Origin of the sequence: Marinifilum fragile, from assembly GCF_963677365.1 — a bacterium.
Taxonomy (GTDB): Bacteria; Bacteroidota; Bacteroidia; order Bacteroidales; family Marinifilaceae; genus Marinifilum; species Marinifilum fragile.
The window spans coordinates 1,642,201-1,667,114 of sequence record NZ_OY781962.1; the positions used below are offsets into that span (position 1 = coordinate 1,642,201).

At 35.3% G+C, this 24,914-nt stretch carries 18 protein-coding genes; 6 read left to right on the forward strand and 12 right to left on the reverse strand.

Annotated elements, in window-relative coordinates; translation table 11 throughout:
• Positions 1 to 98: 98 nt before the first annotated feature.
• The 9 genes from ACKPCA_RS06425 to ACKPCA_RS06465 form a co-directional block, all read right to left on the reverse strand.
• Positions 99 to 3,323, reverse strand: a complete 3,225-nt coding sequence (locus ACKPCA_RS06425; protein WP_321282002.1) for an efflux RND transporter permease subunit — start codon at positions 3,321 to 3,323, stop codon at positions 99 to 101.
• A gap of 49 nt (positions 3,324 to 3,372) precedes the next feature.
• The gene (locus tag ACKPCA_RS06430) at positions 3,373 to 4,455 is read right to left on the reverse strand and encodes an efflux RND transporter periplasmic adaptor subunit (RefSeq protein WP_321282003.1); all 1,083 of its coding nucleotides are present in this window, start codon (positions 4,453 to 4,455) and stop codon (positions 3,373 to 3,375) included.
• Between the two features lie 28 nt (positions 4,456 to 4,483).
• Positions 4,484 to 5,818 (reverse strand): TolC family protein, encoded by a 1,335-nt coding sequence (locus ACKPCA_RS06435; protein ID WP_321282004.1) that lies wholly within the window; start codon positions 5,816 to 5,818, stop codon positions 4,484 to 4,486.
• Between the two features lie 282 nt (positions 5,819 to 6,100).
• On the reverse strand, positions 6,101 to 7,339 hold the full coding sequence (locus tag ACKPCA_RS06440) for a competence/damage-inducible protein A (RefSeq protein ID WP_321282005.1): 1,239 nt from the start codon (positions 7,337 to 7,339) through the stop codon (positions 6,101 to 6,103).
• 13 nt (positions 7,340 to 7,352) lie between these two features.
• On the reverse strand, positions 7,353 to 8,600 hold the full coding sequence (locus ACKPCA_RS06445; protein WP_321282006.1) for a M48 family metallopeptidase: 1,248 nt from the start codon (positions 8,598 to 8,600) through the stop codon (positions 7,353 to 7,355).
• A gap of 69 nt (positions 8,601 to 8,669) precedes the next feature.
• Positions 8,670 to 9,743, reverse strand: coding sequence for a DUF6340 family protein (locus ACKPCA_RS06450; RefSeq protein WP_321282008.1), 1,074 nt, complete (start codon positions 9,741 to 9,743; stop codon positions 8,670 to 8,672).
• Positions 9,744 to 9,769: 26 nt separating this feature from the next.
• Positions 9,770 to 11,593 carry a hypothetical protein gene (locus ACKPCA_RS06455; protein WP_321282010.1) on the reverse strand — a complete coding sequence of 608 codons (1,824 nt, stop codon included), beginning with the start codon at positions 11,591 to 11,593 and terminating at the stop codon, positions 9,770 to 9,772.
• Between the two features lie 334 nt (positions 11,594 to 11,927).
• Positions 11,928 to 12,410, reverse strand: a complete 483-nt coding sequence (locus ACKPCA_RS06460) for a YciI family protein (RefSeq protein WP_321282012.1) — start codon at positions 12,408 to 12,410, stop codon at positions 11,928 to 11,930.
• A 203-nt stretch (positions 12,411 to 12,613) separates the two neighbouring features.
• A complete protein-coding gene (locus ACKPCA_RS06465; protein WP_321282014.1) occupies positions 12,614 to 13,492 on the reverse strand; it encodes a DMT family transporter in 879 nt (292 codons plus the stop codon).
• A gap of 383 nt (positions 13,493 to 13,875) precedes the next feature.
• On the opposite strand from ACKPCA_RS06465, the gene ACKPCA_RS06470 reads away from it, so the two are divergent.
• The 4 genes from ACKPCA_RS06470 (at position 13,876) to ACKPCA_RS06485 (ending at position 19,921) form a co-directional block, all read left to right on the forward strand.
• Positions 13,876 to 16,236: a TonB-dependent receptor gene (locus ACKPCA_RS06470; RefSeq protein WP_321282016.1), complete on the forward strand. Its 2,361-nt coding sequence runs from the start codon at positions 13,876 to 13,878 to the stop codon at positions 16,234 to 16,236.
• 129 nt (positions 16,237 to 16,365) lie between these two features.
• A complete protein-coding gene (locus tag ACKPCA_RS06475) occupies positions 16,366 to 16,965 on the forward strand; it encodes an RNA polymerase sigma-70 factor (RefSeq protein ID WP_321282017.1) in 600 nt (199 codons plus the stop codon).
• A 90-nt stretch (positions 16,966 to 17,055) separates the two neighbouring features.
• Positions 17,056 to 18,081 (forward strand): FecR family protein, encoded by a 1,026-nt coding sequence (locus tag ACKPCA_RS06480; protein WP_321282019.1) that lies wholly within the window; start codon positions 17,056 to 17,058, stop codon positions 18,079 to 18,081.
• Complete coding sequence (locus ACKPCA_RS06485) at positions 18,074 to 19,921, forward strand: hypothetical protein (RefSeq protein ID WP_321282020.1); 1,848 nt, start codon at positions 18,074 to 18,076, stop codon at positions 19,919 to 19,921. Before ACKPCA_RS06480 ends, ACKPCA_RS06485 begins: the two co-directional genes overlap by 8 nt.
• 285 nt (positions 19,922 to 20,206) lie before the next feature.
• Here ACKPCA_RS06485 and ACKPCA_RS06490 read toward each other — a convergent pair whose 3' ends face one another.
• Positions 20,207 to 21,001, reverse strand: coding sequence for a hypothetical protein (locus ACKPCA_RS06490; RefSeq protein ID WP_321282022.1), 795 nt, complete (start codon positions 20,999 to 21,001; stop codon positions 20,207 to 20,209).
• A 212-nt stretch (positions 21,002 to 21,213) separates the two neighbouring features.
• On the opposite strand from ACKPCA_RS06490, the gene ACKPCA_RS06495 reads away from it, so the two are divergent.
• Positions 21,214 to 22,518 (forward strand): dicarboxylate/amino acid:cation symporter, encoded by a 1,305-nt coding sequence (locus ACKPCA_RS06495; RefSeq protein ID WP_321282024.1) that lies wholly within the window; start codon positions 21,214 to 21,216, stop codon positions 22,516 to 22,518.
• 39 nt (positions 22,519 to 22,557) lie between these two features.
• Here ACKPCA_RS06495 and dapA read toward each other — a convergent pair whose 3' ends face one another.
• Entirely contained in the window at positions 22,558 to 23,478 is a 921-nt protein-coding gene (gene dapA, locus ACKPCA_RS06500; protein WP_054721299.1) for a 4-hydroxy-tetrahydrodipicolinate synthase, read from the reverse strand.
• A 280-nt stretch (positions 23,479 to 23,758) separates the two neighbouring features.
• Between dapA and ACKPCA_RS06505 the strand changes: the two genes are divergently transcribed.
• Positions 23,759 to 24,418, forward strand: a complete 660-nt coding sequence (locus tag ACKPCA_RS06505) for a hypothetical protein (protein WP_054721297.1) — start codon at positions 23,759 to 23,761, stop codon at positions 24,416 to 24,418.
• An 8-nt stretch (positions 24,419 to 24,426) separates the two neighbouring features.
• Here the strand turns inward: ACKPCA_RS06505 and ACKPCA_RS06510 are convergent, their stop codons facing one another.
• The gene (locus ACKPCA_RS06510) at positions 24,427 to 24,912 is read right to left on the reverse strand and encodes a YchJ family protein (protein WP_321282026.1); all 486 of its coding nucleotides are present in this window, start codon (positions 24,910 to 24,912) and stop codon (positions 24,427 to 24,429) included.
• Between the last annotated feature and the right edge of the window lie 2 nt (positions 24,913 to 24,914).

Below are 24,914 nucleotides of genomic sequence, written 5' to 3' on the forward strand. Positions count from 1 at the left end.
ATTGGCTAGATGGAACTCTCGATGAATTTAATCATTCTAATGTCTGTAATTTAGAATGCTAAAATTCATGATCGTTTCATATTTTCCGTATTATGTGATTATTCATTTGAAACTTCTAATTCTTCTTTTACTTCAGGATACTTCTTCTTCTCAGTCATATAATAAATCAATGGAACAATTACCAAAGTAAGAAATGTAGAAGCAATCGAACCTCCCATTAATGAAATCGCAAGTCCTTGGAAGATAGGATCAAACAAGATAACTACCGCTCCAATAACCACGGTTCCTGCGGTTAATAAAATTGGTGTTGTTCGAACTGCACCAGCCTCAATCACAGCTTCTTTCAATGGTACTCCTTCGGCCAGTCTCAAGTTGATAAAATCAATCAACAGAATGGCGTTACGAACCATGATTCCTGCCAGGGCAATCATTCCAATCATTGAAGTTGCAGTAAAGAATGCACCCATTAACCAATGACCAATTAAAATCCCTACAAGGGAAAGTGGTATTGAAACCATCATCACAAACGGAACTTTAAAATTCTGGAACCATCCAATAATCAACATATAAATCACCAATAACACAACCGCAAATGCAGCACCCAAATCACGGAAAACTTCGTAGGTAATTTGCCATTCTCCATCCCACTTCAAGCTGTAATTGTCTTCGAAAAATGGCTGTTGTGTATACTCTTCCAATAGTTCATATCCTTCCGGTACCTTCACATCACTTAAATGATCGGAGATTTCCATGATACCATAAACTGGGCTTTCCAATTTTCCAGCAACATCAGCTGTTACATACACCACTCTTTTCTGATTTTTCCTATAGATGCTCTTCTCCTTTATTTTTTTCTGAATATCAACAATATCACCCAAAGGAATCAGATTTCCTGATTGAGTCAGAATATTTATTTTCTTCAGATCCGTTAAGCTGCTTCGATCCTCTTCCTGAAGTCTCAGATCAATTCCAACCTGCTCATGTTCATGTTCCTGATACAATTGAGAAATCTCTTGTCCACTCAATCCCATGTTCAAAGTATGAACCACCTGCTGAGTTGAAACCCCTGCCAACATAGCTTTTTCTTTATCTACATTAAACTGAAATTCTGTCTGATCATCTTCAACCAACCAGTCTACATCAACCACATCCTGGGTTTTTCCAAAAATTGCTTTCAACTGCTTAGCCACATCGATCTGACCTTCAGTATCTGGTCCGTAAATTTCAGCCACCAAGGTTGACATTACAGGTGGTCCTGGAGGAACTTCAACGACTTTTACATTTGCATTAAATTTCTTGCCTATTTCCTGTAAGCCTGGTCTCATTGCCTTGGCAATATCATGACTTTGCAAATCCCTTTCACCTTTGTGTGTAAGGTTCACTTGGATATCTGCAACATTTGATCCTCTTCGCAAATCGTAATGACGAACCAAACCATTAAAGTTAATTGGTGCAGCAGTCCCAATATAAGACTGATAATCCACCACATTATCCTGCTGAGCAATGTAAGCTGCCAACTCCTTTGCCACCACTGCTGTACGTTCTAATGTTGTCCCTTCAGGCATATCAATCACCACCTGAAATTCATTCTTATTATCGAATGGTAACATTTTTACGGCAACCATTTTGAAATAAATCAGTGTTGTTGAAGCCAGTAGTAATACACTCACAATTCCAATAAATCCCCAACGCTTTAATCCTGATTCCAACATTGGTCGAATAGTGGCTGCATATAGCTTGTAGATTCGCGTATCTTCAAGCTTAAATACTTTTTCTTCTTTTCCTTTCTTGTCCTCATGATGAAGTAATCTGTATGCCAAGTAAGGGGTAATAGTCAGTGCCACCAATAATGAGAAAATCATGGCAATGGAAGCTCCAATTGGCATTGGACTCATATAAGGTCCCATTAATCCGGAAACGAAAACCATTGGCAAAACAGCGGCAATTACCGTAAAAGTTGCCAAAATGGTCGGATTTCCAACCTCATCGATTGAGCGCAGAGCAGCCTGAATCAGCGGTAATCTCCTCATCTTAAAATGCCTGTGCATATTCTCAGCAATAATAATTGAATCATCAACCACAATCCCTGTTACAAATACCAATGCAAATAATGTAATTCGATTTAATGTGTAATCCAGAAAATAGTAACTGAACATGGTTAATGCAAAAGTAATTGGTACCGAAAGGAATACAACTAATCCTCCACGCCACCCCATAGCTAGCATCACCACAAATGTTACAGCTACAATGGCTCCAAGAAGATGTAGAAGCAATTCAGCTACCTTATCTGAAGCGGTTTCGCCATAATTCCTGGTGACATCAACATGCACATCTGAGGGGATCAAATCTTTACGAAGTGATTCTATCTTAGTTAGAATTTGTTCAGATACGTGCATGGCATCAGCACCACGACGTTTCGCTACCGATATAGTAACCGCAGGGTATTCACCCTTAAACTGTACTTTGGCATCATTGATTTTACCATATCCAAAATTCACATATTGCGATGCAATTTCAGGTCCATCAATCACTTGTGCAACCTGCTTTAGGTAAATTGGACTCCCTTTGTAAACGCCTACTACCAGATTGGATACATCGTCGGCATTCTCCAGAAACTTACCCGTTTCAACAAGGTATTCCTGATCGTTACTGTTGAAGGCTCCTGAACCAATTTGCTGATTGGATATCTGAATCTGCTGAGAGATACTTAATGCATCAATATTGTAACCAGCCATTTGTTCACGATTCAACACTACTCGAACCTGACGTGAACGTCCACCAATTACTTTGGTTTCCGATACTTCGTTAACCTTTTCTATTTCATTGTTTACCTCCTGTGCGATTCTCTTTAGTTGAAAATCATCATAAGTTTCACTCCAGAAAGTCAGTCCCAAAACAGGTACATCATCAATTGCACGTGTTTTAATCAAAGGCATGGACGTTCCTTTCGGCATCTGATCCATGTGTTTCATAATCTCGTTGTACATTTTAACAAGAGATCTTTCAACATCTTCCCCTACATAAAACTGAACGATTAACATTGCCTGTCCCGGCATAGATGTCGAATAAACATACTCCACACCCGGAATATTCGCAACTACTTTCTCAAGTGGCTGCATTACGCGAGATTCAATTTCCGATGGGCTTGCTCCCGGATACATTAAAAAGATATCAGCTATGGGAACATCTATTTGTGGCTCTTCCTCTCTAGGTGTTAAATAAGCACTGTACATTCCAATAATCATGAATGCAACCATTAACAGAGGAGTCAATTTTGAATTTATAAATAAGTTGGCGATACCGCCTGCAAATCCTGTTTTCATCTTTTAAGACATTTGATTTTTGAACTCAAATTTTCTTTTCACGATCGTACTACTTGATGCTTAATTTTGCACCATCCCAAATTTTACCTTGGTAAGAAACGATATACTGTTCTCCATCGCTTAATCCTGATAATACCTCTGTCATATTATCTTTGGTTTTGCCAACTCTTACCCAGCGTAACATGGCTGTTCCCATTTGACTAACCGTATAAACACCTATTAGTTGTCCTTTTCTTACCAACACATCATTTGGAATAAAAATACCTGGCATCCCTCCTTTTTCAATGCTCACCTGTGCATACATGCCACTATATAGTTTTGCCTTTTGCTCTTTGGTGGGTTCCAAAACAATCTTAGCTTCGAATTGGTTCCCGGTATATAAGGCAGAAGGATTTACTTCCGTGATTTTGCCATTCACAATTTCGTTCAAGGCTGTAATTTTCACCTTTACCGCATCATTCTTTTGAATCTTAGAAATCTCTGTTTCCGGAATTCTAGCCATCACCTTATACTCTCCTGGTTTTTCAATGGCCACCAATGGCATACCCGGAGAAGCCAAATCTCCCACATTCATATATTTTCTGGCTATAATACCATGGTAAGGTGCTTTTATTGCCGAGTAGCGCAGCATTTCATTTACTTCAGCTTCCATTTGTTTCACTGCTTCCAATTCGGCTTTAGCCATATTATAATGTGTCGTCACATCATCCATTTCTTTTTGCGAAGCACTTTTTTGTTCGAACAGAACCGTAAATCTCTTGTAATCCTTCTCTGCATTTTCAAAGGCAGCTTCCGCTTTAATCATATTGGCTTTAACCTGTGCTTTTTTGGCTTGAATATCCTGATCTTTAATCTGAACCAACAACTGGCCTTTGCTTACTTTTTGACCTGGCTCCACATATATTCTTTCAATTTGACCCATAATTCGGGTACTAAGATTTGAATGAGTTTCTGCCTCGATCTTACCTGAAAAGTTCAATAGTTCAGGTTGGTTTAGCATTTTAACGGTTTGTACGCTTACCGTAACATCAGCTTTGTGATTTTCCTTTCCAGTTGATTCACTACCGCACGATTGGAATCCCCAAGTAAGTGTGGCAGTTATTACGATCAATAATATTGTCTTAGAGTTCATATTTATTATTTTTTGAGATTTGTTTTGTTTATTGTAATTCCTTTTCAAGCAATAATTCCAGTTGGAAAACTGCTACATGATATTGATACAATGAGTTGATATAATCCAGATTTTTCATCATCGCCATCGACTCCGACTGTAATACATCAATTGTTTTTTCCAAACCTTGCTTGTACCTGTTGGTTCTGATTCTAAAAGCCTCTTCTGCCTGATTCTTGGCCATTTTACTCATTTCAATTCTGTCGAAGGCAACTTTCAGGTTTCTTTTAGCACCTTGTATTTCCATACTCGATTTGGATTGATAGTCCGCAAGATCCAGTTTAGCAATCTTCAATTCTGCTTTGGCTTTCTGTACTTTTCCAACATTTTTATAACCACTGAAAATATCCCAGGATAAACTTGCACCTATCATGTAATTATTAGCCGATGTACCAAGAAGTTGAGAATCATTCCATTCATAAGTTCCAAAAGCATTCAAACGAGGTAAGAACCTCATTTTTTCAGATTTTAACATATTCTCACGTGCCTCCAGGCTTTTCTTATAAGCCATAATATCGGAACGCATTCCTTCATCCTGATCCTTATTTATAGCTTGTAAAAGAGAAGGCTTGTGATCTAATTTCTCGGTAGTCACTATTACAGTTTGAATGTCCAAACCTAGAATATATGCCAAAAATTCACCGGCCTGCTTTTGATTGTTCTTAGCATCAGCCAGTTGATTATTCAATTCCAATACTCGAACTTTGGCAGATAGCAAATCAGCCTCTTTTACATATCCTTGCTCCAAATTGTCTTGGGTAAGTTGTAGAGCAGATTTCGCCGTTTCCAATGATTTTTCAATTACATTAACAGCTTCCTGTGCCAATTCTAGTTGGTAGTAGGCCTTCTTTACCTCAAACTTGGTAAATTTAATGGTTCGCTCGGTTGTAAAATCTACCGCTTCCATCTTAGCATTTGCTGCTTTTCGTTCGTACAAACCATCAAAATTAAGAATGGGTTGTTGAACTTCAATTTTGGTATTGTAGTTCTCAATTCGATCCGGATCATTTAGCAAGACTGGATTAAAATCGGCTTGTGTAGTAATTTCCTGCTTCAGTTTAAAACCAAAAGCTGCCAAAGGATCATTTGTAGTTATGGCAGTATGAGACAAATTTAAATTGGGAAGAAAAACCGAATTGGTTTGACGAAATTCTGCTTTTGCAGCCTTCCCCTGTTCTTTTGCTTTGTTGATTTGCCTGTTATTTTGAGCTGCTTTTAGCAAAGCATCTTTCAAACTTAATTTTAGTTCTGCTTCCTGAGAAAATACCTTAGAGATATTTGCAAATGTCAGAACAAAAGTCAATAGGTAAATAATGTTTCGCATGTTTATTTATTGATTGTTTATTGATTTCGGTTCAAATGTATATACTTTAATCTACATATGCAAACATCTAGATACTTGTAGTTTTATTTAAATTTGTTGATTAAAGCATAAATTAAGATTAGCTATTGAAATTTAGGAAATTATGAAATAAAAACCAATAAATACTTTATATAATATTATCTATCTGATTAAAATCTGATCTCATATTTTAAATAGACTGTACATGTAATTACAAAAAAAGGCTTGCCATAAAGCAAGCCTTTCAGATTATCCCATCTCATTCTATTTTTCCAATTCTTTTCGAAGTAAGTTCAAGACTTTAAAAGCTGAGACCTTTATATTTCTTTCCCTTACTTTATATAAGTCGAGTTTTTCTGATCGCACACCAAAATCTCCAGCGAGTGCAATCCAAACCGTACCAACAGGTTTTTCATCGGTTCCCCCGTCAGGACCTGCAATACCAGAAGTTGCTACTGCATAATCAGTATTTAGTACCTTCCTTGCTCCCACAGCCATTTGTTCTACCACCTCTTGACTTACAGCTCCAAACTCCTCTAAATCTTTAGAATTTACTCCCAATACATTTTCTTTGATTTCATTGGAGTAAGAAACAACGCTTCCTTTAAAATAAGCAGAACTTCCCGCTTGTGAAGTAATCAAGTGAGCAATATAACCACCAGTACAACTTTCTGCAGTTCCCAGTGTTTTCCCTTTCGATAGTAAAAGTTTGGCTATACATTGCTCAATATCTATATCATCGTAGGCAAAAATATTATTAGGAAGTATCTTTTTCAATTTTTCAACTTCCTTGTCAACAATCCTTTCAAGTGTAGGTTTATCCTCTCCAGTAATACTTAATCGCAACCTTACTTTTCCTGGTGAAGGCAAGTAAGCCAACTTCATTTGTCTTGGCAGTTTTTCCTCCCAATCACTCAACATATCAGCCAGAACCGACTCTCCTATTCCTTCAGTCATAATGGTTTTATGCACAATTGCAGGAGTTTCAAAATGTTCGATAATTGCTGAAATTAAACCGTTCTGCATGATTCCTTTCATTTCGAACGGAACACCAGGCATAGATATCAAAACCCGATTGCTTCTCTCGAACCACATACAAGGCGCAGAGCCAAAATTGTTAGGAATGATTCTGGCTCCTTCAGGAATAAGAGCCTGTTCCCGATTGAATCGATTCATTGGTATACCATACTTTGCCAATCTATCCTGAACTTTCTGATATAAATTATCATCCTGAATAAGCTTCATTCCAAAATAATCACTCAAAGTCTTCTTCGTGATATCATCATTTGTAGGACCTAAACCACCCGTCATTAATACAAGAGGAGATCTTTTCAAGGCTGCTTCAACTGTTGTTACAATATCATTCGCCTCATCCGATATACTTGTGATTTTTGATACACTTATTCCATATTTGTTTAGCTCCTTAGCCATCCAGGCAGAATTTGTGTCCACAATCTGCCCAATCAATATTTCATCTCCAATGGTAATAATTTCTGCTTGCATTCCTTTTTTTAAATTAGTCTTTGTTTCTGGTAAAATTAATTGCTTTCAACCTTTGTAATAATGTTGGATGCGAATAATAGAAAAACACATACGCCTTATGTGGTGTAAGATTACTTAATGTACTTACCGATAGTTTTATTAAAGCATCCCCCAGCGATTGTCCATCGTAGTTTTGTTTTGCATATTCATCTGCCTGATATTCATTAGCTCTTGATAATAAATTCATACCTAATCCTAATATGCTTGAAATTGGAGAGTAGAGTATTCCAAAAGCAATCAATCCTAAATGGAAACCATGCTGTCCAGATCCGAGAGCAGCCGATAAGTTTTCATTGCCAATAAATAAAGAAAAAATATAAAACATCAATCCAGTTTGCAGCAATGACAAAATGATCCCGCTTCGGGTATGCTTTTTCTTGTAATGACCAATTTCATGAGCCAAAACCGCAACAATTTCTTTAGTTGATAATTCACTGATCAGTGTATCAAACAGAACAATTCGTTTCTTGGCTCCCAATCCACTGAAGTATGCATTTCCCTTCGACGATCTTTTTGAACCATCCATCACATATACATTATCAAGTTTAAAACCTGTCTTGTCGGCAAACTTTTGAATCTCATCTTTCAACACACCTTCTTTCAATGGAGTCTGTTTGTTAAACAATGGAACAATTAATGAGGAATAGAACATGGTCATGAATATCATGAATGCGGCTAAAACAGCCCAAGCCATCCACCAGAAGTTATCGGTAGTCTGGAGGTATATCCAAATTAATAAGGCTAACAATCCTCCACCAATTAGCATGCCCAGTAATCCTCCTTTGATCAAATCTAGTATAAAAGTTTTTAGTGTCATTCTGTTAAATCCATACTTCTCTTCTATCACAAAGGTTGAATAATACGAGAATGGCAAACTGATGATACTCGATGCCAGCATAATGACTCCAAAAAATAGTAGAGCCAACCAAATGGGATTGGTGGTATATTCTCTTACCAACTGATCTACCCAAGCAAATCCGCCCAGAGCAATCATTAGAAAACTTGTTAAAAAACTTATTACAGATGAGATAAAACTAAGCTTGTATTTCTCTTTCTGATATTCCTGAGACTTTAGATAATTCTCTTTCTCATAGATACCTTCTAACACTTTAGGAAGTATTGGCGACCAATTTCTTAGATTCAGAATATCCAATATACGTTCAAGAATAAAATCAAAACTCAAAATGATAAGTATGATGTATAAAATTGTTGTTGCATTCATTTCTCAATTTTTTATTTGCCAAACAAAATTAAAAAACCCCTGAAATTATACACTTTCAGGGGATCTTTTTTATTCTGTTTTCTCTTTTCCAAAGAACTTGTCTAATAAATAATCATTTTGCATTCTACTGATTAATTCTTTATAATACTCTTTTATAAACTTAAATTCCTTAGGTTCTTTTTCTAGCTCTTGATACTTTTTAATTGCTCTTCTCGCCCAATGACTTGCCTCTTGAAATTCTTCCTTTAATTCGTAGGCCAAAGCCAAATTGTAACTCGCTCTACCTGCCAATTTTTTATCGTCTGATTCTACATGTTTTTTCCAAACTTCCATTGCTTGGTCAATGCTATCATTATTCAAATAGTAACTAGCAAGCGAAAAATCCTGATGCCCGGCAATAAAGTATTTCCTTGTAAAGGAAACCCATTGGGGAGAAATTAAATCTGCATAATTTCTTCCTATTTCATAGGAAACATCTGCATTTATTTTCTGACGAGATGGCATTTTTTCCTTCATCAACCTATCGTAAGAGTACGCACTTACCTCAGTGTAAAGACTATCCGCAATTATTCTGGTATCATGGTATTTCTTAAGTAGCGGATCGTAAATTCTCCAAACCACAAAATACTTCACATCAGTAATCCCCCAAGATTCCTCTCCAAGAATGGTCTCAAATTCATTGAAAATTTGTAAATCTTCCAAACATACAAGAATATCAGAACCGGTCTCATTACAAATGCTATCAATTTGTTCCCATGAAACTGGATCGTATTTTCTCTCCCCTGAAATGTGTTGCTCTGGCAAGCGAATATATGATACACTATCCAATGAAAAATATTCGGATATATTTTCACTAAAGCCCAAGTGACAATTTAAAGCACGAATTTCATCATAGCTAGCTGTATCTTTATAAGTTATTAAATTTAACTTATAATAATCGGACAATGTATCCGAATCAAAACTCAAGTTTCGATCTACAAATCCAATGGTTTTAACATCAGGAGGAATAATTACCTGGGGAGCTTTTAAGCCCTCAAAATTATACAAAGCCATGGTTTGACAACCTGCAAAAAGAATTGGTAAAACACCTAATAAAAGGAATTTTCGAAATTTAGGTTTTGCAAAAGATATCTGTTTTGTCATTAGTGCAAAATTTCATGTGGTCAGGATTAATTTCCCAGCCAATATTTTCTCAAAAACCATTCCAAAATCATTAATATGATAATAAAACTTAATAAATATATTAAACTTACAGCATTACCATAGTTCGTTTCATAAGAAATTGTTGATTTTTTATATAAATTATTCTGAAAATGAGTTTTAATCTTGTTTGAATCAAAACTATTAAAGTAGATTCCATCAGTACTCTCTGCTATTTGTTTTAGTACCATTGGATCCGCTTGCAGATGTTTCGATTCAACATTATTTAAGCGAACTATAAATTCACCTGAACGCTCCAAATTCTCAATTAATCCAGCTGTTTGAACTTTATAGTTGTATATTCCATTTTTCAAATTATTAATGGTTAATCCATAATCATTCTCATTTCTAGAAAACTGATAATTATATGTATTGCCATTTTCATTAGTTAATACAAATTGAAGATCTACATTGTTTATCAATTGATAACTCTTATTATACAATTCCGCTTGAATTTCCACTTGACTTCCTTCTGAAAAATCTTTATCATGTCTAATAATTAACTGATCTTTCCTCTCTTTTAAGGCCAAATATTGGATAATTCTATTGACGAAATCATTAAAATATATATTCGAGTCAAACAATTGAAATTCACTCAATTTCCAACGCCATATTCCTTCTCCAAATATCCACCCCACTTTGCGATCTTGTACAGATACCAATGCAATTAATGGATATTTCGTATTTACTCCTTTTATTTTCTGATAAGCTAATATTTGAGATTCATTGTTCAAATTAATATCACCAAAAGGAGTTAAAACCGGAGGTAACTTCTCAAATATATTCTTCTCTCTCGATTGTAAATTAAATAAGGAGAAATTCTGATTCTCCAAATAAACAGCATCCTGATAATATTCATTTTCATTATTTAAACGAACTCCCAGGTTTAAAGAATTCAATACATTCAAATCTGAATTTGCTCCCACAAAAATTAATGCTGGAGTCTTAACCAATTCAATTTGTTTGAATAAATCTTGATAATTCTTATTCTTGGATGGTATTTGGTACAATATTATCAAATTGGTTTCTTCAAAGTTTATTTGCTTCTGATTTAGATTAACCAATTCACAATGCAAATTAGAGTTCTCCAAAATTGCTGATTTGATAGCTGCAATATCTGGATGGTATTGATCGAAAGCAACAACAATTTTTCTTTTTGAATCCAAAATATCCACAACAAAATCAGCTGTATTATTTTTTAAAGTATATTCATCAAAAGCAGAACTAACTTTTACATTATACCTTTGCAATCCTTTTTGTTTAGCATCTAACAAATAATCTTTTTCCAGGTAAAAGTTATCGCCTGCTATATTTATTTCATCTTGTAATAAGATCTTAGCCTTATTTCTTACCTCAACAAGTAGTTTTTTGTCTCTAAAATTTAGAGCCTTAATTCCAACCTTTACTGGCAATTTGGTATTTGTAAAACCAATTCTATTCGATTTTAAAAAGTAAATCGATACATCTTTAATTTCTGCTGTATCCCCCAATTGAATAGTGTGAATTGGCATCCCCATATCTGAACTTAAGTAACGAGGATTCGCACCAGAATTGTACAATCCATCGCTGGCTAACAGCATCTGAACATTTTCCAAATTTCCAAAGTTGTCTTTTACAAACTGAAACAAGGAAGAAAAATCAGTTAAAGGTGCATTAAAATCCAGTTTCGATAAAGCCGACACTTTTTTACCAAAACTTAAAGACCTAATATCATAATCATCTTGTAAGGAAGCGATCAATTCATTAAAATCAGAAGGATATTGATTCAAATAATAAGATGAGTCCTGTCCCATTTTTATGGACAATGAATTGTCATGCGCGATAATTAAAACCGGTTTATTTTCAATTCTCTTTTGATACCTGATTCTTGGACCTATTAATAAGAACAACAAGAAAAAAACAACTAAAAAACGTAAACTGGCAAGTATTGCAATTTTCCGGATAGTTATTTCTTTTATTAAGCTTTGTTTATAAAAATACAAGCGATATACAATTGCTGTCGAAAGCAAAAATATCGGCAATATCCACCACAATGAGTATTCAGTAACCAGAGAAATATCCAACTTTATTTTTTTTTATGTAGCAAATGTAATAAACTATTCCTTATACAAATTATTAACCTGAGTTCTATTGTTCACTTACATTTTGCTTTTGTAGGGTCTTGTGAAGCTCATTTATTTGCTTTAGAGCCGCAGAACCATACCAAGGATGTAATTCCATTACCAACCTACCTGCTTTTATTGCAGGATCTGTTTGCGTTAAAGTTTGAGCTTCCTCAATGGTTTCAACATCGAAAATATAAATCCCTCTGATCTCCCCATCATCAAAAAATGGACCTGCCAAAACCAATTTACCTTTTTCAGCCAGTCTTTCTATATTTTCCAGATGAGCTTTTTGTAGATTAACAGCCGTAATAGAATCCTGATTACGAACTGGCCCTCGCTTTAAAAATGCCATAACATACTTACACATACCATACTGGTCAGCCTTTAATTTAGTTGCTAATTCAGCATTGTATCCCATTTTTATTTTGTTTTCATTGCTTGGGTTAAATCGGCATGATAATAACATCCCCATGGCAATAAATAGTCCATATTTAAAAAGTTTCATAGCATCTATTTTTATTCTGATTGAATCTAAAAAAGCAAGATAATTAAAGTTTTAAACTTCTTTAACACTTTTTGGCAGTGCTTAACCATTTTTGAACTTAAATTTGTACTATAACAAAACAGAAAAGTGGTTTTTTCATAGAGTTATAGGGTTATAAAGTGAATATAGAAAAGTCGGGGTGGTTCCCGACTTTTTTGTTTATCCTATTTCCTATAAATAAAGACTTTTACATCACTCCATTTTAATTCTGCAAAAAGAATTCCAATGAAAATGAGCAATCCTCCAATTATGGTTTGTTCAGTAAGTTGTTCATTCAGATAGAAAAAGGCTGTTATGGCAGCAAACAAAGGCTCAAATGAAAAAATAATAGAGGTTGTAATTTCCGAAATGTACTTTTGATAGTAATTCTGAGCTGTATACATATAGGCGGTAGCAAACAAGGCCGTAAACAATATTGCCTGCCACAATTTATATTGCGTTGGGATATACAAATCACCTTTAATTCCAGCATAAGCTGTACACAATACTCCTACAATAAAAAACTGAGTAACCGACAGCAATATTCCATCACACTTTTTACTAATATTTCCGACCATAATGATATAGATAGCAAATAGAATGGCCGACAGAAACACCCAGCTATCACCAATATTAAGACTTAAACTACTACCCAATGTGAGCAAAGCAAGACCTGATGTAGCCAAAACAACAGCAATAAAAATATTCATCGCTGGTAATTTTCTTTGCATTACAGACAAAATAAGAGGTACAAAAACCACCGACAAGCCAGTGATGAATCCACCTTTGGATGCACTCGTATATTGCAATCCTATTGTTTGAGCGAGAAAACTAAACAAGAGAGGCAACGACATGATAGCTCCGTATTTTATGGTATTCCAATCTATCGTCTTTAAGCGTTTTATAAAAATAAGGCCAAGCACTATTCCGGCCAGTAAAAAACGATAGCCCAGAAAACCAGATACACTCATCAATGAGATTGCATCCTTGATAAAAACAAAGGTCATTCCCCAAAAAATGGTCCCCAATAATAAGAGTAAGATCGATTTCGTTTTTAAATTCATAAGATAATAATCAAGTTTATAAACAGTTAGTTCAAATACAGACAAAAAAACTTGACCTCAAAGAAAGTGAGAGCGAATTACAAATTTCGAAAGTAAGGCCTTGTAGATAAGCATTACTATATATTTGATTTTTTTGTACAACAATAGCTTCATAAATCATAGAATTTATAATGAAGCTATGGTACACAGAGGAGATCTGTGATGAGCTCTGGCGATATTCGAAGTCTTCCATAGCATGGAATATCACCATGTTTCAATGCTCAATCCAATGCGAATATATACATTTTCATTTTCGGGTCAAAAAATTATTCCTAAAGTGGGGGTATTTCCTATTTCAATTGTCTTCCTCATGATCTTTATAATATTCACTTGATTAATGATTCATGAAAACAAAACATTGCATTGTTATATACCTACTATTATTGCTGGGAAATATTCCAACTAATGCATTAAGTATTAACACTCAATATTACCAGACAATTAGAGGAAAAGTGATTGACCACGAAACCAAGCAAGCTCTTATAGGTGCTAATATTGTTATCTTAAACTCAGAGCCATTTAAGGGAACAGCCAGTGATATTGATGGTAATTTTATTTTAGAGAAGGTGAAAATTGGCAGAGTTTCTCTTTTCATTAGTTGTATGGGATACGAGGCCAAGACTATATCCAATATAGAAGTTGGTTCAGCCAAACAAATAATTTTGGAAATTGAGTTGGTGGAATCGGTAACAAACATACAAGAGGTTAAAGTTTATCCCAAAACAGCCAAACATGAAACACTGAATAAAATGGCAAGCGTGAGTGGACAAGCTTTTACTGTGGAGGAAACAAGCAGATATTCCGGAGCGCTAAACGACCCAGCAAGAATGGTCTCAGCCTATGCAGGGGTCTCTTCAGATGGGGAAGGTTCCAATGAAATTATCGTAAGAGGGAACTCTCCCAAGGGAATTCAATGGAGATTGGAAGGAGTAGAAATTCCCAATCCTAATCACTTCGCTGATGAAGGCTCAACTGGAGGAGCTGTAAATGCATTGAATAGCAATTTACTTCGCAATTCTGATTTCTTTACTGGGGCATTTACTGCAGAATATGGCAATGCCTACTCCGGTATCTTCGATATCAATTTACGATCGGGAAATAATGCCAAGCACGAACAGACATTTGGGTTTAGCACTATGGGCATTGATTTCACTCTTGAAGGGCCATTAAAAAAAGGTTATTCCGGTTCTTATTTAGCCAATTATCGTTACTCTTCTCTTGAGCTTTTGAACAATGCTGGCGTTATTGATTTTGATGGTATTCCTAAATACCAAGATGGTTCATTTAAGTTGGTATTGCCCACAAAAAAAGCTGGTAAATTTACCTTCTTTGGCTTGTTTGGAAAAAGTAACATGATCAATAAAGAAGAAAATGATGAAGAGACTATTACGTTGGGTAAAAATAAAATCGAATCCAATTTAAATATAGTTGGAGTTACAAATCTATTGTCACTAGGCAAGAAATCTTACCTTAAAAATACACTTGCATGGTCAGCAACAAACAGTAAGTATCAATCTGAAATATTAGGTGATGACAATATGATGTTCTCCGCTTTACAGGAAAAATATCAACATGATTATCTAAAATTTAATTCTACGTTCAATACGAAGTTAAATGCCAAAAACAGCTTGAAAGTAGGATTACAGTTCACTCGTATGGGTTTTGATATCAATAGCAAGAATGATTTTAAAAATTCAGGTTCATTTATTACTGATGTTGATTCAGACGGAAATTCTCATTTCATTCAATCCTTTGTAAATTGGAAATATCGAATCACATCCCAATTGAGCCTGGTAACCGGTGTACATGCCAGTTATTTTGCTCTGAATGATGATTACAGCATTGAACCTCGCGCAGGCTTAAAGTACAAATTTCTTTCCAACCAATCTATATCATTCGGATTCGGTGTTCACAGCAAGTTAGAAAGTCTCTCTACTTATTTCATTCAACAGAATAATGAAAACAATATTCCATATAAGCCCAACAAAGATTTGAAAATGAGTAAAGCCAAACACTATGTCATTGGATATAACAACCAATTGAATCGCAACTTACATTTTAAGGTAGAAGCTTACTATCAGGATTTATACAATTTGGCTGTTGAGAATGATCCTAAAAGTAAAATCGTACTTCTAGATATAAAAGAAGGCCTGGCTGATTATGACTTTGTGAACAAAGGAACTGGTAAAAACTATGGTGTTGAACTTTCGCTGGAACGATTTTTCTTCAACAATTTCTATTATCTGTTTACCGGATCGTTGTACCAATCAAAATTTACAGCATTGGATGGCATTGAACGAAATTCGAGATACAACGGAAATTATACAGCCAACCTTTTAATTGGAAAGGAATACAAGGTAGGAAAGAAAGGGCTAAACAGAATTGGCTGGAATGCGAAAGCAACTTATCGTGGTGGTCAATATTATACTCCTGTTGATTTGACTAAGAGTCGAGAAGCTGGAGAAACCATATACAAGGAAAACAGTGAATTCTCAAAGCAGGGAGATGATCTTTTCATCTTGAATCTAACCTTTAACTATAAAATAAACCGAAAGAAAACCCGTCATGAATTCAAATTGGACTTGAAAAATGCAACCAATAATCAGGCGAAGATTTTGGAGCGATATAATAAGGCTACCCGGGAAATAGAAAATGGTGAGCAATTGTCCCTATTGCCAAGTTTGTATTACATTTTATATTTCTAGAATACTATGAAATAACAAGCTCAATCATAAACAAGACCTGAACCACACAAGGATGATAGTACACTTCTTCCTGTGTGGATTCTGCATTTAAAAATATTAACTTTATCAAACTTAAAAAATCATATACCTTTGCTTCTACTAACTAGCTTAACATTGACCACAGAGCAAACCATACATACGGATTGCATTAGCAGAGAAGATTTCGAAAGCCTGTTCAACGACCACTACAGTCGTTTGTGTGCCTATGCCTATAACTTCCTTAAGGAACAGGACGCATCGGAGGAAATCGTGCAGGAAGTATTCTTCAAATTGTGGATCAAAAGAAAGGATATTGTCATCGAAAGTTCCATGGAATCATATCTTTATCGTGCTGTTCGAAATGCAAGCCTCAACCTTATTAAGCACATCAACATTCGGGAAAAGTATAAAGAGTACAATCAGGAAGAGATAGAGTATGATGAACAAATTGATAGAGATCCTTTAAATGCTTCCGAACTGGAACTGAAGATCAGAGCCAGCATCGACCTACTTCCCGAACAGAGAAAAAAGATCTTTATATTGAGCAGATATGAACAATTAAAATACAGAGAAATAGCAGAACATCTTGGAATATCAGTTAAGACGGTAGAAAATCAAATGGGAAAAGCCCTAAAGTTTCTTCGGGAAGAGCTTGCAGAATATCTCCCATTAATCGTATTGTTTTTCAATCATTTTTTCAATGGTGAATAGGGTTAAATCCCTTGCCAATTGTCTTACTTGTGAGAAACAAATGATACCATTTATACTTATGCTATATACACCAACAGAAATTAATTGTACATGAAAAGTGACGACCAACATATAAATGATACCCTATTAACTAAGTTTCTTTTGGGTGAAACCAACAAGAAGGAACAAAAGCTTATTATAGATTGGCTCGATGAAAAGGAAGAAAACCACAAACATCTTGACCAACTGGAAACAGTTTGGCTGGAAAGTGGAAAACTAAAACCGCGCCCAATACCTGTCAATACAAAACTGGCTTGGTCTATCCTATCCAAACGAATGGATGTGCACGACGCAGGCCTCTCTCTTTCTATTCAAAAACATTCAAGGTTTAAGATCATAATTTATACTTCCATAGCAGCATCAATTCTTGCTCTAATTGGAATTTTCAACTGGTATACTAATGAATCTGTTCAAAATGAAAAATTCTTACTTGCTAACAAAACAAGTGAGACACTTCAGGAATTACTACCAGATGGATCAAAGCTCTATTTGAATAGATCTTCAAAAATCACTTATGAAACTACGATTGATAATCAAAGAATTGTAAATCTTGAAGGAGAAGCTTTCTTCAAGGTCAAAAGAGATACCCTACGCCCATTCATTGTTAATGCAGGAATTGGTGGTGTAAAAGTACTGGGAACAAGTTTCCAAGTGAAACGAAAGAATAATGGCGACATTGCTGTTGATGTCAACTCAGGCAAGGTGGAACTCTTCCGCCCGAACAACGCAAAAACAGATACACTTCATTTGATTCTGGTGAAGGATGAAGGAGGACTTATTTCAAATGAGAAGGATACCATTATAAGTGTATCCAGCAACTCTTCAGCCTTCTTCTGGGTAGACAAAAGACTATCCTTCAGAAACAAACCATTAAAGGAAGTTTTTAAAGTATTGGAAGACTGCTATGATATTGAAATTATATCAGATATTCCTGAAATCAATAAAATGTATTACACATCATCCTTCATAGATAATGATGCTGAGGAGGTAATCAAGGTGATATCAGACACCTACAATCTATCTTACACAAAAGAAGACAGCGTATTCACAATATTTAGCCAACAAACCAATGAATAGAATATCATATATCACTATATTAATCGCCTGTATTTTCCTGAATTTGAAGATACAGGCTCAGAACTTTTTAGAGAAAGAGATCCTGGTTGAAGTAAAGAACCAGAGTACAGAATCAACCATGTTTATTCTGGAAAAATTAGGCGGCTTCAACTTCTCTTATGATGCCATGCTTTTGGATCCAACTAAAATGGTATCGATTGAAGGCAAACGTGCTAGCCTGGAAGAAATTCTTGATGAGCTGTTCCAAGGCAGATATACCTACAAGGTGATTGGATCACATGTCATTCTTCAGGCAAAAAACAAGGATGGACTGAGCAATACCATGTGGATATTATCTGGTATTATTACCGATTCTAATGGCAACCCTTTAGAGAATGCAATTGTGTATGAAGTCAACAGACAAGCATCTTTCATCACAAATCCTGATGGAAAATACATTCTGCGCTTGGAAGGAGATCAGTCTTTAGGGATCAATTTTAGCTGCAAGGGATACCAGGATACCATTGCCTATATTAGTGCTGATCAATCAAATAAATTAAATGTTGTCCTTCACCCATGGGAAGCCGAAAGTATTTTCAAGGAGCACCCAACATTTTCACAAAGTTTACGTCCAAGACACAAAGCAATCAACTGGGCCTATACTGAAAAGGAACTGAAAGATTTGGGCATGGTTAGTCTGATGATCCCTGAGAAATCGCTCTATGTATCCAACAACCTAAATGTACAGGAGGTTAGATTTGCTCAGGTTTCCTTTATTCCCTCATGGGGAACGAACCGGCTAACAAACGGATTGGTCACTAACAAATTCTCATTGAATATCATTGCTGGTTATTCTGCCAATATCGATGGTGTAGAGATTGGTGCAGTAGCCAACATCATTCGTCAAGAAATGAATGGAATACAAATTGGTGGTGCTGTAAATGTTGTAGGTGAAGATGTAAATGGTGTGCAGGTAGCAGGTGCCATAAACACTAACTTAGGAAGCATAAATGGTGTTCAAGTGGCAGGAGCTATTAATCGTGTGAAAGGCGATATAAAAGGATTACAAATTAGTGGAGCCGTAAATACTGCTGCTGTAAAATCAGCCGACAGCCTATCTTTAAAAGGCTGGAATGGTCAGGTAAGTGGAGGAATTAACCTACATGGTGGAGAGCGAATCAACCTACAGGTAGCTGGCGCTTACAATCAGGCCAACTCAGTTGATGGGATTCAGGTCTCTGGTGCCATCAATTACGTAAAAGGTACAACCAACGGACTGCAATTATCTGGCCTTTACAATCGAACTTATAAGCTAAGAGGAATTCAGGTTGGATTAATCAACCATGCCGACACTATTGAAAATGGATTCCCAATTGGTTTGGTCAATATCATTAGAAATGGATACCGAAAATGGGAGTTCTCAACCGATGAAACATTCTACATCAATACCACTTATAAAACAGGAGGTAAAAATCTATATAGTTTTTTGAAAGTTGGTGCTGGCAAATATTTAAATGCTGCCTATGGAATTGGCTATACCACTAATCCGGATCGAAAATTTTCAGTAAATCTAGACTTGTCAGGCTCTGCCCTTTTCAATATGGATTCTGACTATGATGTGTTTGCTGGAGACATCTACCGTGCTCAACTTGGCTTTAATTTTAAGATATCGAATCAAATGGTTATCACAACAGGACCATCCTACAACTTTTGCAGTCCGGATAAAGAACAAAAGAAGGTCGCAAACAACAGTCTATCAAGTAAAAACTCTCCTTATTTTGGAAACTATTATTTGGACAAAGCAGTTAGTACTTTAAAAAATCAATTTTGGTTTGGTTGGCAATTTGGTATAAGATTCTAAAATTAAACCTCAAAGGAATATAAACCACACATTATTATTATTTCCAAAAAAATACGTTGATTAGGTTGATAGATTTAGTGCATAAATCATTAAAGGTTTTGGTATAAAAACAAAAGGCTTTGGTAAAATCATCAAACGTTTTATAAATTTATTAGAAGCTTTGAAAAAATTATGAAAGGCTTTCGACAAATCACTAAAGGTTTTAGTATAAAAACGAAAGGTTTGTATTTAATCCCTTAAAGTGTTTCAGCAGCAAAAGATCAGTTCTTTTTAATCCATCACTCCTTAAATATCGAACCCAGGACGAACAAAGTCTCTTGCTTCTGGAAAAACCTCCTCAACTAAAGTTCTTAATCCGGAAAGAAGCAGCAGTATTGGTAGCATTCGATCCTCTGCACCTGGAAATTGATGCATATAACTTGTCCATGCATCAATTGAATTGTCTATTGAAATCAGAGCTACTTTTGCTGAAGCAATACTATCGTGAGCATAAAAATCGTTGCCAGTTTCTTCGGTATTCGCTTTACTCCGGAGTGCTCTGAATAATTTACTTGGAATTATAAACTGAAACCAACGAATAATTTCTGATTTGTCGAAAACTAGCAATTCCACATCATTCATCTCCTCTTCTTCCTTAAAATCAAAAATCTCTTTTAAAGAGTGAGACCCCACGTATAAAAGTGACTCGAAATCTGAGAACCAAGCATCCACTAATTCTGAATATTTATCCGCTTGAAGCATCAATTGACCTTTAAAAATCAACTCATCCTTTTCTTCCTCCTCTTCCGCATCAAAATTCTCAGATTGCTGGGGCAACTCCATACCCAAATCTTTTGCAGCCTGATTCAGTAACTCCATACTCAATTGAAACATCTCATCCAAATTCTCCATAGCGAATGAAGCTTCTGCTTCGGTATCATGTTCCGTTGATTTTAGATCAGGCACACCTTCCTCCATCATCTTAAAATTAAGACAATTGGCATTAAACTTACAACGCTCACACCATCCATCACAATAATTGTAAATTCCTGGAATTAGATTGGGGTTTTGTATTAGTGCAAAGAGTAAATCTTTATTCATTGAATATGGTAATCTTAAGTAATAGCATAATATATTGAAACAATACAGTTTACATATTTTTTAATCAAAATTTATTGACATTCTTATTTCAATAGTTTATGTTATAAATAATGCTTCAATCAAGTTAATTTTTTGCTTAGAAATAAGCTAGGCTTCTTTTTCCTATAAACCTATTGTACTAAATATTATTCATTTGGTTTCATTTAAATCTAATGTTTTTAAAAAATAAAAATAGTACCTCACATTCAGATAGTGCTAATACTCTTTTGATCAGCATTATGATTGCCATTCTAATGGGTTTTCTGGTTGGAGGAATATTTCCAGAAATGGCTTTAAAATTCTCAATATTTGGTGAAATCTTCTTGAATATTCTAATGATGCTAGTCGTTCCTATGGTGATTTTATCTATGTTGGTTGGTATTTCAAAATTGGATAACCTTCGTAGTTTAGGCAAAATCGGCAGTAAAACTCTAATTTATTATCTCTCCACAACAGCAATATCTGTATGTTTGGGAATTATTTTAGTCAATTTGATTCAACCTGGGAATGGATTAAACATTCAATTGCCTGATGATTCGCATCGGTACATCTCGGAAAGCACCACAATATCTGAAACTTTAAAACAGCTAATTGTTGGAAATTCAGAACAAGAACAACAAGGTTTAATAGCCTACAACTTATTTCTTGCCATGGCAAAAATGGACATATTGCCTCTAATCGTCTTTTCTTTGTTTTTTGGAGCGGCTTTATCTTCTCTTGGCAAAAAGGCGAAGAAAACCATTCAATTTCTTTCCGTTTTAAACGATGGAATCATGCAATTGGTAAATTGGGTAATGTATATTGCTCCTCTTGGAATTTTTGGATTAATTACTGCACGTATTGGCAAAGCAGGAGGTTATGAAGGCTTTCTACCTGAATTAATATCGCTTGGTAAATTCAGCCTTACTGTACTTTTAGGATTATCCATCCATGCATTACTTGTTTTGTGTTTGATCCTTAAATTTATTGGAAAAAGAAATCCTATCAGTTTTGCAAAAGGAGTCGCTGCAGCATTACTGAATGCCTTTTCAACAGCATCAAGCACTGCCACCCTCCCACTTACACTACAAGGCGTGCAACAGCAAAATAAAATATCTAAAAAGACAAGTAATTTTGTTCTTCCTTTGGGTGCGACCATAAATATGGATGGAACTGCCATTTACGAGGCTGTTGCTGCAATATTTATCGCTCAATTGTATGGATTTGATTTAAGCTTTGCACAACAAATAATCATTTTTTTAACCGCTACTCTTGCAGCCATTGGTGCTGCGGGTATTCCCGAAGCTGGATTAGTGACTATGGTGATTGTTTTAAAAGCTGTTCATCTTCCTATTGAGGGAATTGGACTCATTCTAACAATCGACTGGTTATTGGATCGATTCCGAACTACAGTAAATGTTTGGGGAGATAGTGTAGGTGCAGCAATCATAGAAAGGTACGAAAACATCGAAACCACCTCAAACGAGATGGTTTCTTAAGTATATTTCAGGGGGGGAGAAATATAATCAATGAATTACTTACAATTCTTCTATTTCCGTCATATAAGTGTTTGTTTGTACCAAAAGTTTTTGCAGCTCAACCATCATCTTGGTTTTATTTTCATCTTCCATTCTACACATTGGTGAACGAAACTCTTCCTTTACTTTTCCCATCAAGCTTAATCCTGTTTTTACAGGAATTGGATTGGACTCAATAAAACAAAGTTGAATGATATTTAGATATTTAAAATGCAATTCACGTGCAGTGATTAAATCACCTGTCAATGCGGCTTGTATTAAGTCATGAAACTCTTTTGGAAATAAATTTGCAACAACCGAAATCACACCATCTGCACCCAAACATACTGCCGGGAAAGCAAGAGCATCATCTCCTGAAAACACCATAAATCCAATGGGTTTATCGCGTAAAATACATGCCATTTGTTCCAAATTTCCTGATGCTTCTTTTATGCCTGCAATATTCTCAACCTCATTCGCTAGCTCAACTACTAAATCAGCTGGTATATTAGAAGCTGTTCTTCCCGGAACATTATACATGATTACAGGAATTGAAACTGCACTTGCAACCTGAGTAAAATAGTCTTTAAGACCTTTTCTGGTAGGCTTGTTGTAATATGGAGAAACTACCAATACAGCATCAACACCCAAAGATTCAGCCATACGAGAATTATCTACAGCTGCAATTGTAGAATTAGATCCGGTCCCTGCTATAACAGGGATGCGTTTATTCACCTTATCAATAACGAATTTGATAACCTCAGAATATTCTTCTTTAGATAATGTTGCTGCTTCACCTGTGGTTCCACAAACTACGATTCCATCCGATTGATTTTCGATATGAAATTCAATCAAATCATCTAAAGCCCTGTAATCAACACTTCCATCTTCGTTAAAAGGTGTTACAATCGCTACAATTGATCCTTGCCAATTCATTCTCATTTTTACTTTTTATTCTTTTATACAGTTAAAAGAGCATTAAAAATAATCCCGATAAACTTCTGAAATCGTATATCTAAAATCATAATCTTCAATCAGAAGATTACCAGCATTATTCTCCTTGATTAAAATCCTACTTGGTTAATGTAGGGTTGTGGTTTACGGGTGCAAATATAGATGCAGTAAATAAATCAATAAAATTTTTAGAAAATTTATTCAAAAATTCTACATTTTGTGATAATTTCAACATATTTGTAATGAAATTCAACAAATATCAAGAAACATGATAACAATTCCACAAGTTGTAGAGAAAATCGTGAGTACTCAGCCTTTTTTGGCAGAGGCATTGGTCGAAGGATTAATTAACGTTTCTTCTTTAGCACGCAAAATACAGAATCAAGTTGAAGATACCGTAAAAAAACCTGTAAAAATTGGTGCAATAATTATGGCTTTAAACAGATTGGCACCAAACCTCGAGGTTAAAATCAATCCAGGATTAAAAGATGTAATTACCAATGTGGGTGATATTATTGTACGCTCTAATTTGGTTGATTTCACTTATAAAAACTCAAATACTTTAATTGAAAAACACACCGAGCTCTTGCGTTCCATTGGTCCAAATCAGGAATTTTTCTACACCATGGTACAAGGTGTTTTTGAATCGAACCTAGTAGTTTCCGGATCCTTACAACAAAAGGTTGAAGATGCATTTGTTGGCGAAGAGCTTGTTGCCAAAAGTGAAAAGCTCTCTTCGGTAACATTAAAGCTTCCTGCTACCAATTCTCAGCAATTGGGATTCTATTATTTTATTCTTAAAAATATTGCATGGGCAGGGATTAACATCGAAGAGGTAGTTTCTACAACCAATGAATTTACCTTAGTTGTACACGATTCTGATATCGATAAAACATTTTCAGTTCTTAAAAATATGGGGAATAATTAATTATTCCCCTAAATTTTGCCAAAACAGCATTTCTTAAATTTCTTACCGCTACCACAATAGCATGGATCATTTCGATTAGGCAGCTTTGGTTTTATTTCTTTTGGATACTCCCCTGAAACATATACCCATTGCTCATTCTCCTTTTCGAAGAATGAATTTTCGTGTAAGCACTGGTCGATACCATCTTCCTTATAATAAGCTTTAAACTCAACATGGCCATTATCATCTGTTGAATTGCCCTTATTGGTATTTACCACTTCTAATCGTTGCCATTCTACAGATTTAGCCCAGTCTAAAATCTCTTTTGCCTGATTAACAGGACGAGTTTTCGATGCATAAGTGTTTAAAATATAATCGATATCAGCAATTACAAATGCAGAATAACGACTTCGCATCAGCTCCTCGGCAGTTTCCGCTTTCTTTTTTCCTGAATGAATAGCACCACAGCACTCTTCATAGGAATTTGATTTGCCACAATAACAAGGTAAACTCATAT

Excerpts from the sequence above, each read along its gene's own strand:
- ACKPCA_RS06495 (WP_321282024.1), top strand. The coding sequence starts at position 21,214 with ATGTTTTTAAAAAATAAAAATAGTACCTCACATTCAGATAGTGCTAAT.
- ACKPCA_RS06490 (WP_321282022.1), bottom strand. The coding sequence starts at position 21,001 with ATGAATAAAGATTTACTCTTTGCACTAATACAAAACCCCAATCTAATT.
- ACKPCA_RS06510 (WP_321282026.1), bottom strand. The coding sequence starts at position 24,912 with ATGAGTTTACCTTGTTATTGTGGCAAATCAAATTCCTATGAAGAGTGC.
- ACKPCA_RS06485 (WP_321282020.1), top strand. The coding sequence starts at position 18,074 with ATGAATAGAATATCATATATCACTATATTAATCGCCTGTATTTTCCTG.
- ACKPCA_RS06430 (WP_321282003.1), bottom strand. The coding sequence starts at position 4,455 with ATGAACTCTAAGACAATATTATTGATCGTAATAACTGCCACACTTACT.
- ACKPCA_RS06455 (WP_321282010.1), bottom strand. The coding sequence starts at position 11,593 with ATGGGACAGGACTCATCTTATTATTTGAATCAATATCCTTCTGATTTT.
- ACKPCA_RS06435 (WP_321282004.1), bottom strand. The coding sequence starts at position 5,818 with ATGCGAAACATTATTTACCTATTGACTTTTGTTCTGACATTTGCAAAT.
- ACKPCA_RS06425 (WP_321282002.1), bottom strand. The coding sequence starts at position 3,323 with ATGAAAACAGGATTTGCAGGCGGTATCGCCAACTTATTTATAAATTCA.
- ACKPCA_RS06505 (WP_054721297.1), top strand. The coding sequence starts at position 23,759 with ATGATAACAATTCCACAAGTTGTAGAGAAAATCGTGAGTACTCAGCCT.
- ACKPCA_RS06460 (WP_321282012.1), bottom strand. The coding sequence starts at position 12,410 with ATGAAACTTTTTAAATATGGACTATTTATTGCCATGGGGATGTTATTA.
- dapA (WP_054721299.1), bottom strand. The coding sequence starts at position 23,478 with ATGAGAATGAATTGGCAAGGATCAATTGTAGCGATTGTAACACCTTTT.
- ACKPCA_RS06445 (WP_321282006.1), bottom strand. The coding sequence starts at position 8,600 with ATGAATGCAACAACAATTTTATACATCATACTTATCATTTTGAGTTTT.
- ACKPCA_RS06480 (WP_321282019.1), top strand. The coding sequence starts at position 17,056 with ATGAAAAGTGACGACCAACATATAAATGATACCCTATTAACTAAGTTT.
- ACKPCA_RS06440 (WP_321282005.1), bottom strand. The coding sequence starts at position 7,339 with ATGCAAGCAGAAATTATTACCATTGGAGATGAAATATTGATTGGGCAG.
- ACKPCA_RS06470 (WP_321282016.1), top strand. The coding sequence starts at position 13,876 with ATGAAAACAAAACATTGCATTGTTATATACCTACTATTATTGCTGGGA.
- ACKPCA_RS06465 (WP_321282014.1), bottom strand. The coding sequence starts at position 13,492 with ATGAATTTAAAAACGAAATCGATCTTACTCTTATTATTGGGGACCATT.
- ACKPCA_RS06450 (WP_321282008.1), bottom strand. The coding sequence starts at position 9,743 with ATGACAAAACAGATATCTTTTGCAAAACCTAAATTTCGAAAATTCCTT.